This is a genomic window from Rhodanobacter sp. C06, assembly GCF_002001105.1.
Lineage (GTDB): Bacteria > Pseudomonadota > Gammaproteobacteria > Xanthomonadales > Rhodanobacteraceae > Rhodanobacter_A.
The window spans coordinates 16,596-28,780 of record NZ_MUNP01000050.1 but is presented as its reverse complement, the minus strand read 5'-3'; the positions used below and the strand labels follow the sequence as shown (position 1 = coordinate 28,780).

At 67.5% G+C, this 12,185-nt stretch carries 10 protein-coding genes; 7 read left to right on the top strand and 3 right to left on the bottom strand.

All coding sequences use genetic code 11. The features are described from left to right. Positions 1 to 213: 213 nt before the first annotated feature. The gene (locus tag B0E52_RS10825; RefSeq protein WP_077483845.1) at positions 214 to 723 is read left to right on the top strand and encodes a Slp family lipoprotein; all 510 of its coding nucleotides are present in this window, start codon (positions 214 to 216) and stop codon (positions 721 to 723) included. Between the two features lie 307 nt (positions 724 to 1,030). Here B0E52_RS10825 and B0E52_RS10820 read toward each other — a convergent pair whose 3' ends face one another. Beyond that, positions 1,031 to 1,696: a hypothetical protein gene (locus tag B0E52_RS10820; protein WP_217316679.1), complete on the bottom strand. Its 666-nt coding sequence runs from the start codon at positions 1,694 to 1,696 to the stop codon at positions 1,031 to 1,033. Between the two features lie 106 nt (positions 1,697 to 1,802). Here B0E52_RS10820 and B0E52_RS10815 point away from each other — a divergent pair, with 106 nt between their 5' ends. The 6 genes from B0E52_RS10815 (at position 1,803) to B0E52_RS10790 (ending at position 9,144) form a co-directional block, all read left to right on the top strand. After that, positions 1,803 to 2,231: a helix-turn-helix domain-containing protein gene (locus B0E52_RS10815; RefSeq protein ID WP_077483844.1), complete on the top strand. Its 429-nt coding sequence runs from the start codon at positions 1,803 to 1,805 to the stop codon at positions 2,229 to 2,231. A 136-nt stretch (positions 2,232 to 2,367) separates the two neighbouring features. After that, the gene (gene tsaA, locus B0E52_RS10810) at positions 2,368 to 2,913 is read left to right on the top strand and encodes a tRNA (N6-threonylcarbamoyladenosine(37)-N6)-methyltransferase TrmO (protein ID WP_077483843.1); all 546 of its coding nucleotides are present in this window, start codon (positions 2,368 to 2,370) and stop codon (positions 2,911 to 2,913) included. Positions 2,914 to 3,012: 99 nt separating this feature from the next. Further along, a complete protein-coding gene (locus tag B0E52_RS10805) occupies positions 3,013 to 3,615 on the top strand; it encodes a GNAT family N-acetyltransferase (RefSeq protein WP_077483842.1) in 603 nt (200 codons plus the stop codon). Between the two features lie 150 nt (positions 3,616 to 3,765). Then, complete coding sequence (gene mfd, locus B0E52_RS10800) at positions 3,766 to 7,296, top strand: transcription-repair coupling factor (protein ID WP_077483919.1); 3,531 nt, start codon at positions 3,766 to 3,768, stop codon at positions 7,294 to 7,296. A 297-nt stretch (positions 7,297 to 7,593) separates the two neighbouring features. Further along, positions 7,594 to 8,199, top strand: a complete 606-nt coding sequence (locus B0E52_RS10795) for a GPR1/FUN34/YaaH family transporter (protein ID WP_077483841.1) — start codon at positions 7,594 to 7,596, stop codon at positions 8,197 to 8,199. 168 nt (positions 8,200 to 8,367) lie between these two features. Then, complete coding sequence (locus tag B0E52_RS10790; RefSeq protein ID WP_077483840.1) at positions 8,368 to 9,144, top strand: class I SAM-dependent methyltransferase; 777 nt, start codon at positions 8,368 to 8,370, stop codon at positions 9,142 to 9,144. Positions 9,145 to 9,349: 205 nt separating this feature from the next. On the opposite strand, the gene B0E52_RS10785 is transcribed toward B0E52_RS10790, so the two are convergent. Both B0E52_RS10785 and B0E52_RS10780 read right to left on the bottom strand, forming a co-directional pair. Further along, positions 9,350 to 10,909 (bottom strand): YdiU family protein, encoded by a 1,560-nt coding sequence (locus tag B0E52_RS10785; protein WP_077483839.1) that lies wholly within the window; start codon positions 10,907 to 10,909, stop codon positions 9,350 to 9,352. Between the two features lie 210 nt (positions 10,910 to 11,119). Further along, positions 11,120 to 11,893 (bottom strand): class I SAM-dependent methyltransferase, encoded by a 774-nt coding sequence (locus B0E52_RS10780; RefSeq protein WP_077483838.1) that lies wholly within the window; start codon positions 11,891 to 11,893, stop codon positions 11,120 to 11,122. Positions 11,894 to 12,185 lie beyond the last annotated feature (292 nt).

Sequence of the window (12,185 nt, the reverse complement as noted above, 5' to 3'; positions counted from 1 at the left end):
GCGCAAACCCGGTTCGTATTGAGCGTAGCGGAACGGAGTTCCGCGAAGTCGAAACACACCAGCCCGGCAGCAACGCCTCCTTCGACTTCCTAGCTCCCCAAAGCGCGGACATCCATTTCCACTCCCCGCGTCGCGCCTGCGGCGCTACGCTCAGAGCGAACGGAATTGAGGTAGCCTCCGACAAAACCTCGGCCCTTCGCCCCGGAGTCCGCCATGCGCCACGCCGCCACCGCCACACGCATCATTCTGCCCGCTTTGCTGCTCGGCCTCGCCGCCTGCGCCCCTGCGCCGATCTACAAGACTGCGCCCGGCACCCTCGCCGCCACCCCAACGCAAGTGGCACAGACGCCCGAGCAGTACGCCCGCGGCCAGGTGATCTGGGGCGGCCGCGTGGTGGCCGTGAACAACCTGCCCGACCACAGCGAGATCGAGATCCTCGCCTACCCGCTGGATTCCTCGCAGCGGCCGAAATTCGGCGCCGGCGGCAACGGCCGCTTCATTGCCCTGCTACCCGGCTACGCCGAACCGATGAACTACCCCAACGGTGCACCGATCACCGTCGACGGCCGGCTCGCCGGCAGCCGCGCCGGCAAGGTCGGCGAGGCCGACTACGTGTTCCCGCTGGTGCAGACCGCACAGTCGCACGTGTGGACCGCCGAGGAGATGCGCAGCGGACATCCGAACATCAATTTCGGCGTGGGGCTGGGCGTGGGCATCCGCTGAGCCTCGGCTCGGCACCCAAACTGCGCGACGGTGACGAAATGACCACCGGGTTCGCGACAGGCGATCCCGGTAGTGTTGCAGCAAAGCCTCGTGTCACGGCGACACCACTTCGCAACCCTTCCGTGCGGCAACCACCACACGTCAACGAAATCACGGATCGGGTCGGCACGTCAGTGGGCAGTGCCTGATGTGTCCCGCATCGGTCTCGTCGTACTCACTGCACACGCGTGCTGCGACGAGGCAACACTGGCACGAGTGACTCGGCGCGCTGCCGCCATTGGCGACAGCGCACTGTCCTCCACGGCTTCTACGCTCCTCGGCTGCGCACGATTCGCCGACTCTGCATGAGTGCGGCAACGTGCAACATGAGGAACAGCGGCACGAGAAATACCGGGATCAACAGCAGCGGCAGCGTGGCCATCGGCGCGGTCGTGATCTCCCCGGCAGCGCCCGTGGACAGCGTGGCGCTCAAGGTTCCAAGGGCAATGGCCAGGGCGAGATCGAGCATGCCCAGCACATTCCAGCGGACGAATGCAGGGCTGGCGGCGAAATCGGGACGACGCACGAGGGCGAGGATCATCCACGGGGCCGCGAAACCGACGGCCATGTCGCCGAGGCCTGCCGGCAGGGCGAACATGGCCGGCAGCACGTTGTGCGCATACAGGGACAGGAAACCCAGCCCCCCCCAACGCCACGCCTGCATGCCCGCGATCAGACGCAGATCGAGCGAGAGTACGAAATCGCGGAACGACGACGAGAGCCGCAGCCACGCAAAAAACAGCAACAGGGGCGACGCGAATCCGATGGCAACCGCAACAGGCGGCTGCCCGGGGCGCCCGACGAAGGCGCCGGATGCACCGAGCGACACGACGAGCACGAGCCATGCGGTCAGAACCAGGATGATGCCCGGACGAATACCGCCGGCCCCCGTGGGCTGCGACTCGGCCGGACGCGGAAGAACTGTGGCAGACATGGTGACCTCCTCTATAGACTTGCATTTTGCAAGTGTGTGGCGACGCTAGCGCCATTGCTTGCATAATGCAAGTCACTAGTCATGCGGCAACGGAGTACGGGTTGAAATGAGCACCACCAAGCCTTTTGCGCGTTCGGCCTGCGCGGTCGCCAACTCACTCGACGTCGTGGGCGACAAATGGTCACTGCTCGTGGTGCGCGACCTGCTGTACGGCAAGAGCACGTACGGCGAGCTCGCGAACTCGCCGGAACATATTCCGACCAACATCCTCGCGGAGCGCCTCAAGCGTCTGGAAACTGCCGGAATCATCGTCGGCACGCCCTACCAGGAGCGCCCGGTGCGCTACGCCTACACGCTTACCCCCAAGGGCAAGGCCCTGGGCGACGTGCTGCTCGCGTTTGTACGCTGGGGCAAGCAGCACATACCGGAAACGGTGGTGATGGAGCCAGGCAAGTCAGGCGGCAAGACTGCAGCCTCGACGGCAACTCCGCGGCGCACGCGCGCGAAGCAGGCCAAGCCAGACAGCCGTCCGTGACAGGCGCCGGCGACGCGCCCGCTCCCGACTACCAGCCCGGCGTGCATCGAGTGGCCAGCCGCCGGAACCCGGCAACCATCGTGCCCACTACAATGACGGCCATCCCCCGTCCTGGCTCGAATATCCGGCCTCGCCGATGTCGCACACAGCCGCGCCTTTCACTGCCCACCCCATCGCCCATGTGCGCTCGCCCTATGCGCGGCGCATCGACGCGCCGCATCAGTCCACCGTGGTGACGGGCACCGAGAGTGGTGCCGAGGCTGAGGCGCGCATCGAGTTCGTGGAGGGTTTGCCGGCCGAGGCGTTTGCCGACCTCGCGGGTTTCGAGCGGATCTGGCTGCTGTTCGTGTTCCATCGCAGCGAGGGCTGGAAGCCGCTGGTGCGGCCGCCGCGCGGCGGCGGCAAGCGCGGCGTGCTGGCCACGCGTTCGCCGCACCGGCCCAATGCGATCGGGCTGTCCGCCGTGGAACTAGTCGCAGTGGAGGAACGCGCATTGCGTGTGCGCGGGGTGGATCTGCTGGACGGCACGCCGATCCTGGACATCAAGCCCTACGTGCCTTACGCCGATGCCTTTCCCGCCGCGCGCGCGGGTTGGATCGACGCGATCGACGCGACGCAGGGTCGGCATTCCGCGCCCGGTCCGAAGCGGCCACGACGGCCGGCCAAGGTCGATCCGGGCTGAACAGCAGGTTTGCGCGACTGCGGCAAAGCGGCGCAAAGGCTTGCATCCAGACAGGGTTCGTCTCATGCTGCAATGCACACAATACGCAGAAGTATTGAAATGATCTCCGCCACCCTGCGCTTGACCATCCCGCATCCGCCGCTGCCCCCGCGCAGCCGTGATCGCTACGCCCCCACCTTGGCCGTGCACACCGCCCACGGCGAGCGCATGCGCACGCGCGACGGTCGCGAACTGTGGTTGCGCGACATCGAGCCGGGGGACGTGGCAGCGCTGCGGCGCTGCTTCACCCGGCTGCCGCCGGAGGACATCCGTCGCCGCTTCCTGCACGCGATGTCCGAGCTGCCCGTGCCGATGGCGCAGCGCCTGTGCAACATCGACCCTGCCCGTGAAACGGCGCTGGTGCTGGTGGACGAAGCGGTGCGTCCCGCCGAGATCCGCGGCGTGGGTCGCATCTACGTGGACGAGGCCGCCGACAGCGCCGAATTCTCGGTGATCGTCGAGCGCGACTGGAGCCGCATCGGCCTCGGCGCGTTGCTGATGCAGCGGCTGGTGGACGACTGCCGCCGCCGGGGCCTCGCCGAGATCTGGGGCTACGTGCTGCTGGAGAACCGGCCGATGCTGGAGTTGTGCCGGGAGCTGGGCTTCGCCCAGCACCTGATGCACGACGAACCGGGCACGGCGCAGATCACGCTGAAACTGTAGATCGGGCTTCAGCCCGACACGCCACGCCATACCCGTCGGGACGAATCCCGACCCACGGGCATCGCGGGGATGGGACCAAGGCGCATCGCGCTACACTTGGCCGCTTTCCCGGCGCAGTTCGACGCTCGCGCCCCCAGCGCCGACGTGTCCATGCCCGCTCCGATCCCGCATCCCCCGCTTCCCTCCAGCCCGAAACAGCGCCGCTACTGGACGCCGCCGCACGGCTCCGCGCGCGCCCTGCTGCTGGCCGAGGCGGCACGTTCCCACGATGGCCTGCTGGTGGCGGTGACGCGCGACACGCAGCGCGCCTCGGCGCTGGAGGACGAGTTGCGCCTGTTCGCCGGCGAGCTGCCGGTGCTGCATTTCCCCGACTGGGAAACCCTGCCCTACGACGCGTTCAGTCCGCATCCGGAAATCGTCTCGCAGCGCATCGCCACGCTGTACCGCCTGCCCGGCGTGAAGCGCGGCGTGCTGGTGGTGCCGGTGGCCACGCTGATGCAGCGCATCGCGCCGCGCTCGCACATCACCGGCTCGGGGCTGATGGTGGCGAAGGGGCAGAAGTTCGATCTCGCCACCGAGCAACGCCGACTGGAAGCGACCGGCTATCGCAACGTGCCGCAGGTGGCCGAGCCGGGCGACTTCGCGGTGCGCGGCGCGCTGATCGACATCTACCCGATGGGTGCGGATCAGCCCTACCGCATCGAGCTGTTCGACGACGAGGTGGACTCGATCCGCAGCTTCGACCCGGAGACGCAGCGCTCGCAGCAGCCGGTGGAGAAGATGGAACTGCTGCCCGCGCGCGAGTTTCCGCTCACCGAGGACGCCGCCAAGGGCTTCCGCAATGCGCTGCGGGAGCGCTTCCCCATCGACGTGCGCCGCTGCCCGCTGTACCAGGACATGAAGGAAGGCGTGACGCCGGGCGGCATCGAGTACTACCTGCCATTATTCTTCGAACAAACCGCCACGTTATTCGACTACCTCGCCGACAACGCCTTGTTCGTGCTGGGCGAAGGCGCGGGCGAGTCCAGCGAGGCGTTCTGGACGCAGACCGCCGAACGCTACGACCAGCGCGCCCACGACATCGAGCGCCCGGTGCTGCCGCCGGCCGAGCTGTACCTGTCGCCCGAGCAATTGCGCGAACAGCTCAACAAGCGCCTGCGCGTGGAAGTGGTGGAGCCGGGCCATGCACACGCGGTGGATGCCGGAACGCAGCCGGCGCCCGAGCTGCCGCTCAACCGCAAGGGCGAGGAGCCGGGCACCTCGCTCAGGCATTTCCTCGAAAACTATCGGGGCCGCGTGCTGGTCGCCGCCGATTCGGCGGGGCGGCGCGAGGCGCTGCTGGAGATGCTGGCGGGAGCGGGCTTGAAGCCGACGCCAGTGGCGGGTTGGCAAGCTTTCCTCACCGGCGCATCTGCAGCTGCAGGAGCGGCTTCGGCCGCGACCGATGAAGCACGAATCGCGGCTGAAGCCGCTCCTGCAACGGCAAGGGCAGCGCGCTTCGCCATCACCATCGCTCCGCTGGAGCAGGGCTTTGCGCTGACCAGCCCCGCGCTCACCGTGCTCACCGAGCGCGAGCTGTTCGGCGAGCGCGTGCGCAGCGAACGGCGCCGGCGTCGCGGCGCGGCGCGCGATCCCGATGCGATCATCCGCGACCTCACCGAACTGTCGATCGGCTCGCCCATCGTGCATGTGGACCACGGCGTGGGCCGCTACCAGGGCCTGCTGTCGATGGAGCTGGGCGGCATGGAGGGCGAGTTCCTGGTCATCGAGTACGCCAAGGGCGACAAGCTCTACGTGCCGGTGGCGCAGCTTGGCCTGGTCAGCCGCTATTCCGGCACCGCGCCGGAACTCGCGCCGCTGCACTCGCTGGGCGGCGACGCCTGGGAACGCGCGCGCAGGAAGGCCGCCGAGAAGGTGCGCGACGTCGCTGCCGAACTGCTGGCGATCTATGCCCAGCGCGAGGCGCGCGGCGGCGAGTCGCTCTCCATTGATCGCCAGCTGGTGGAGGAATTCGGCGCCAGCTTCCCATTCGAGGAAACGCCCGACCAGGAACAAGCCATCGACGCCGTGCTGCGCGATCTCGCCGCGCCGCGCGCGATGGATCGCGTGATCTGCGGCGACGTGGGCTTCGGCAAGACCGAAGTCGCCCTGCGCGCCGCCTTCGCCGCCGCCACTGCGGGCAAGCAGGTGGCCGTGCTGGTGCCGACCACCTTGCTCGCCCAGCAGCACTACCGCAACTTCGCCGACCGCTTCGCCGACTGGCCGGTGAAGGTGGACGTGCTCTCGCGCTTCAAGTCGACGAAGGAAGTGAGCGAGGCGCTGAAGCGGCTCGCCGACGGCCAGATCGACGTGATCGTGGGCACGCACAAGCTGCTGCAACCGGACATCAAGTTCAAGAACCTGGGCCTGGTGGTGGTGGACGAGGAACAGCGCTTCGGCGTGCGCCAGAAGGAGCAGCTGAAGAAGCTGCGCGCGGAAGTCGACCTGCTCACCATGACCGCCACGCCGATCCCGCGCACGCTGAACATGGCGATGAGCGGGTTGCGCGATCTCTCGCTGATCACCACGCCGCCCGCGCACCGCATGGCCGTGCGCACCTTCATCTCGGTGTGGGACCCTGCGACGATCCGCGAGGCGTTCCAGCGCGAGCTGGCGCGCGGCGGCCAGGTGTATTTCCTGCACAACGAGGTGGAGAGCATCGAGCGCAGCGCGCGCGAACTGGAGGAGCTGATCCCCGAAGCGCGCATCGGCATCGCCCACGGCCAGATGCCCGAGCGCGAGCTGGAGCGCGTGATGGCGGATTTCCATCGCCAGCGCTTCAACGTGCTGGTGTGCACCACGATCATCGAAACCGGCATCGACATCCCCACGGCCAACACCATCGTCATCAACCGCGCCGATCGTTTCGGCCTCGCGCAGCTGCACCAGCTGCGCGGCCGCGTGGGCCGCTCGCACCATCGCGCCTACGCGTATCTCGTCGTGCCCGATCGCAAGGCAATCACCGCCGACGCGGAGAAGCGGCTGGAAGCCTTGGCCTCGCTGGAGGAACTCGGCGCCGGCTTCACCCTCGCCACCCACGATCTGGAAATCCGCGGCGCCGGCGAGCTGCTGGGCGACGAGCAGTCCGGCCAGATCCAGGAGATCGGCTTCGGCCTCTACACCGAGCTGCTGGATCGCGCCGTGCGCGCGCTGAAGAGCGGCAAGGTGCCCGACTTCGATCTGTCGAGTGAGCACGAGACAGAGGTGGAATTGCACCTTCCCGCGCTGATCCCCGACGATTACCTGCCCGACGTGCATGCACGCCTCACGCTGTACAAGCGCATCGCCAGCGCGCGCAGCGAGGATCATCTGCGCGACCTGCAGGTGGAGATGATCGACCGCTTCGGCTTGCTGCCCGAGCCCACGAAGACCCTGTTCGCGCTGTCCAGCCTCAAGTTGATGGCCACGCCGCTGGGCATCCGCAAGCTGGACTTCGGAGCCAACGGCGGCCGCATCCTGTTCCGCGACAAACCCGAGGTCGACCCGCTGGCGATCATCAAGCTGATCCAGAGCCTGCCACGCGTGTACAAGCTGGATGGCCAGGACAAGCTGCGCATCACGCTCGACTTACCCGGTGCTGCAGAACGCATCCGCAGCGCGCAGGAAGTGCTGGTGCTGCTGGGCGCGCGCCGGCCAGCCTGAATCACTAGCCGATCGGCCGACTTCGGGAAAGGTGACTAAATCTCACGCCCGGAAACCCGGGATCGCGGGAATCATTTCTCGTTTCCATTGTCCAAGTGAATTGCCTACCGACAGGCGATCCGCAGCCGGCAACTGCGGAACACACCGTTGGCGCCAGCCGTTCCCCCTGGCGCCTGCAGGCATCCCGATCCGGGATGCCGTGCGAACCATGGAGGGTTTGCGAGCCGCATCCAGCGACGCGGCTCGCGGCTCCAGTCCAGGGCGACTGCTCTCTTTCACTCACGAAAGGAGTTCGCCATGACTGACAAAACTGCCAATGCTTCGACTTTGGGTTACGCCGGCTTCGCGCTCACGCTGTGGATGGTGAGCATGCTCAATGCCGGTTGGTTCGGTGCCGCGCCGGCGCACATGGACATGCTGCTGGCCTTCACCTTCGGCGGCGCCGTGATGGCGCTGGCCGGCCTGATGGAGTTCTTCCGCGGGCGCACGATCGAAATGCTGACGTTCCTCGGCTTCAGCGCGTTCTGGTGGACCTGGGCGATGCACGCCCACGCCAGCAGCAGCGACATGATGCGCGACAACGCCGGCGGCTACATGGGCTGGTATTTCCTGGTCTGGGCGGTGTTCGCGTTCTGGATCTGGCTGGGCTCGATGCGCGCCGGCACCATGCGCAACCTGTTCATGCTGGGTCTGTGGCTGAGCCTGCTGGCGCTGGCCATCGCCGACTGGAGCGGTTCGAATGGCTTCACCATGCTGGGCGGCTACCTCGGCCTGATCACCGCGCTGATCGGCGGCTACATCTCCGCCGCGGAAACGGTCAACGCCGGCGCCGGCCATACCGTGCTTGCGCTGGGTGATCATCACGACAGCCACGACGCACACGGCACGGTCGCGCACGCCTGACCGACACACCCGAAAACATGTCTTGAATCCCTGCCGCCCGCCGCTCGCGCGACGGGCGGCTTCTTGCGAACCGCACGTCGCCGCATGTCATCGGCGTGACAGCTGTCACTGGATCGCCGTACCTGCGCGCCGGGAAGATGGCCGGGTCGGGCACACGGAGCACGCGCCATGCAGGGCAACACCCACGAGATCGGACGCCGCCACGCCGACGCCAAACCGCGGTTCGGCATCGACGCGCCCACGCTGGTGCTGGGTTTCGCCGTCGGCGGGCCGGCATTGTTGCTGGCGGCGATGGTGTTGACCCATGGTTTTCCGCTGGCGGCGTCCAGCGACGCGGCACGCTCGCTGCTCGGGGCCATGACGCTCACCGGCCTGATAATGTGCCTGGAAGCCATCGCGATGACGTTGAGCAGCCGGGTCGGCAAGCGCCTGCTGCTGCGCCGGATGGTTTCCTCGCTGAACCTGCGCGGCGACGAGCAAGCCCTGGAAGTGGGCTGCGGCCGCGGCATGCTGTTGCTCGAAGTCGCCCACAACCTGCCCCAAGGCCGCGCCACCGGCATCGACCTGTGGAGCACCCGCGACCAGAGCGGCAACGCCGCCGCGGCCACCCGGCGCAACGCCGAACTCGCCGACGTCGCGGACCGCGTGCGCATCAATACCGGCGACATGCGCCACCTGCCCTACGCCGACGCCAGTTTCGATGCCGTCGTCGCCAGCCTCGCCATCCACAATCTGCCTACGCAAACCGACCGCGAGCAGGCCGTGCGCGAGATCGCCCGCGTGCTGAAACCCGGCGGCCGCGTGGCCTTGCTCGATTTCCGTTGCACCGCCGCCTATGCACGCACGCTGCGCGCCGAAGGGCTGACCGACGCGCGTCGCCACGGCCCCAGTTTCCTGATGTTCCCGTGGGTATGGATCGTGCGCGCCAGCAAGGCGCCGGGCTGACCGGCTCCCACAACATCAGCCATGCAACCCATAAAGCCTTGGTCCCACCGGTCGGAATTCATCGCGACCGGGCTTGCGGGCGATGGGGCGTCGGGATGAATCCCGACCTGCGACAGGGCGACCTACGGGAGCACGCTCGCGCGCAACGAAGCGTGTGGCCGTTCGCAGCCAAGGCTGCTCCACAAGAAAGCCGCGCAACAATGGCTCAGGAGCTGCAAGACAGCATGGAGCAGCCCGGCTGGTGTCGCGCCCACTCGGGGCGCTTCTGCGCATACGCTTCGCGGCCGGCCTGCTCGTCGTATGGATGGCGCAGCACGTCCAGCAGTTCATGGATGCCATCGCAGTCGCCCTGCTCCGCGCGTTCGATCGCCTGCTGGGCGAGGTAGTTGCGCAACACGTAGCGCGGGTTGGCAATGCGCATGCGGGCGCGACGTTCCGTGGTGGACAGCGAGTCATCGGCAAGGCGCGCCGCGTAACGCGCCAGCCAGTCCGCGAACGCCGGTTCGTGCGCGCGCCGCTTCGCCTCGTCGTAGAACGCCTCGTGCAGCGGTTCCAGCGCGGGATGCTGCGGATCGACGTCGATCAGGCCGCGGAACCACAACGTCATGTCCACCTCGGCCTCGTGCAGCAGGGCCTGCAGCGACTGCATCAGCTCAACGTCCTCGTCGCGGCAGGCAGCCAGGCCGAGCTTGGCGGCCGTGTTGGCACGATCCGATTCGGTATAGACCGCAGCGTAGCGATCCAGCCCGGCCTGCAGCGGCGCGATGTCGCCGAACAGCGGAGCCAATGCCGCGGCGAGGCGCGACAGATTCCACCACGCCACGTCCGGTTGCTGGCCGTAGCGGTAGCGACGGCGATGCGCGTCGGTGGTGTTCGGCGTCCAGTCCGGATCGTAGTCGTCGATCCAGCCGTAGGGGCCGTAGTCCAGGGTGAGGCCGAGGATGGACATGTTGTCGGTATTCATCACCCCGTGCACGAAGCCCACCCGCATCCACTCGGCCATCAGGCGCGCGGTGCGCACGCAGACCTCGCCGAACCAGTCGCCGTACAGGGTTTCGCCCTGCCCGTTGAGCCGGGGAAAATCGCGACGGATCGTGAAGTCCGCCAGCTGCCGCAGCAGCGCCGTGTCGCCGCGCGACGCGGGCAATTCGAAGCTGCCGAAACGGATGAAGGACGCCGCCGCGCGGCAGACGATGGCGCCCGGTTCCGCGCGCGGATGGCCGTCGTAGAGCAGGTCGCGCACCACGGCCTCGCCGGTGCCGACCAGGCACAGCGCACGCGTGCTGGGGATGCCGAGGTGACGCATCGCCTCGCTGCACAGGAACTCTCGGATCGAGGAGCGCAACACTGCACGGCCATCGGCGCCGCGCGAGTACGGCGTGGGGCCGGCGCCCTTCAGCTGCAGTTCCCAGCGTTCACCGTTCGATGCGATCGCTTCGCCCAGCGAGATCGCACGACCGTCGCCCAACTGGCCCGCCCACACGCCGAACTGGTGGCCGCCGTAGTTCGCCGCCCAGGGCTGCATGCCGGGCAGCAGCGCGTTGCCGCCGAAGACCTGGGCGAGGTGGTCGCTGGCAAGTTCGTCTGCGTCGAAACCCAGCGTCGCCGCCATCTCGGCCGAATGGGCGAGCAGGCGTGGAGCAGCCACTGGCGTGGGCACGACTCGCGAGTAACAGGCGCCCGTTACTTCGCGCGGACCGGGCGCGTCGGAAGGGTCGCCAGGAAGTTCGCGGATGAAAGAGTTGTCGAAGCGCAGCGTGTGCATGCTGCGATGGTAGCTCGCGGCATATGCGAGGTTGCAGAGCCTGTTCCCTGGGTGTCCGGAATGTGCAGTCCTGCACTTTCCAGACTCGCCCAACACAGCCCGACCACAGGCCGGTCTGGGCTCCGCCGTCCAATCACGGACATGATTGGACGCGTGCGGGCCATCCGTGGCCCGCGGGCTGCCTCGACGTTCGAGGCACCCGGCAGCCGGTTACTTCGGCTTGCGGAAGCGGTAGATGAACTGGTCGGTGTGGCCGCGTATCGATTTGTCGAACACCTTGTTGGTGTGCGGGTCGGCCGGGTTGCGCAGCGCGTGGCTTTCGCCGTCGAACACGAAGCCGGCAGCCTCCACTTCCTTCCTCACCACCGCGGGATCGATACGATGCAAGGTGTCGGTGTCGGCCAGGCCGGAACCCGCCGGCGCCACGTGGTCGATCACCACGAACACGCCGCCGGGCTTCAGCGCGTCAAAGACCTGCTTGTCGAACTTCGCCATGTCCACCGGACCCATGAACGGGTCGTGGTAGTCGTGGTAGTTCTGCGCAGTGAACACCAGGTCGGCCTTGGCCGGCACGCTGAACTGGGCCGCAGGCTGCTTCAGCAGGCTGACGTTCTCGTAGTGCGGCGTGGTGATCAGCTGCTGCCAGTTCGCGTAGTCCTTGGCCGAATACTTCGCCATCTCGTCCGGCCACACGGTGTAGACGTGCCCCTTGAGGCCCACGATGGCGCTGAACACCCGCGTCCAGTAGCCGCTGGCAGGCACCAGCTCGACCACGGTGTCGCCCGGTTTCACCTGGGCGAACGTCATCACCGCAGCGATCTGGCGGCGCGCATCGTCATGGTGGTCGGCGGCGCGCGCGGGGTCGTTGATCGCGGCGGTGACATAGGCAGGCACCTCCTGTCTGCCGAACGGCACGGCAGCCATGGCCGGCACGGCAGTGGAGAGGGAGAGCGCAAGCAACGCGGCAAGAACAGTCGGACGCATGACGAACTCCGATTTCAGCGAGGGGAAGGCGCATTGTGCGCCCGATCGGCATACGGCGCGGCCATGACTTGTGGCGCAGAGCCTGCTCACGGCCTCCACATGGCCCGCGGCGGAAGCGGTTTGCGCGCAGGCCAAGGAAGAACGAGGAAGTGGACGTCCGTCCACGACCGAGTGATGACGCAGGGATGCGGGCAAACAGAACCGGCCCCGAAGTTGATGGGTGCAGGGGTTGCCTTGCCATGGCCACCATGCGGCAGCGCGCGGCTTGACCCCTGCTTTCGCAGGGGCAGGC

Excerpts from the sequence above, each read along its gene's own strand:
- B0E52_RS10785 (WP_077483839.1), bottom strand. The coding sequence starts at position 10,909 with ATGCACACGCTGCGCTTCGACAACTCTTTCATCCGCGAACTTCCTGGC.
- B0E52_RS10805 (WP_077483842.1), top strand. The coding sequence starts at position 3,013 with ATGATCTCCGCCACCCTGCGCTTGACCATCCCGCATCCGCCGCTGCCC.
- B0E52_RS10780 (WP_077483838.1), bottom strand. The coding sequence starts at position 11,893 with ATGCGTCCGACTGTTCTTGCCGCGTTGCTTGCGCTCTCCCTCTCCACT.
- B0E52_RS10825 (WP_077483845.1), top strand. The coding sequence starts at position 214 with ATGCGCCACGCCGCCACCGCCACACGCATCATTCTGCCCGCTTTGCTG.
- B0E52_RS10790 (WP_077483840.1), top strand. The coding sequence starts at position 8,368 with ATGCAGGGCAACACCCACGAGATCGGACGCCGCCACGCCGACGCCAAA.
- B0E52_RS10795 (WP_077483841.1), top strand. The coding sequence starts at position 7,594 with ATGACTGACAAAACTGCCAATGCTTCGACTTTGGGTTACGCCGGCTTC.
- B0E52_RS10820 (WP_217316679.1), bottom strand. The coding sequence starts at position 1,696 with ATGTCTGCCACAGTTCTTCCGCGTCCGGCCGAGTCGCAGCCCACGGGG.
- B0E52_RS10815 (WP_077483844.1), top strand. The coding sequence starts at position 1,803 with ATGAGCACCACCAAGCCTTTTGCGCGTTCGGCCTGCGCGGTCGCCAAC.
- mfd (WP_077483919.1), top strand. The coding sequence starts at position 3,766 with ATGCCCGCTCCGATCCCGCATCCCCCGCTTCCCTCCAGCCCGAAACAG.
- tsaA (WP_077483843.1), top strand. The coding sequence starts at position 2,368 with ATGTCGCACACAGCCGCGCCTTTCACTGCCCACCCCATCGCCCATGTG.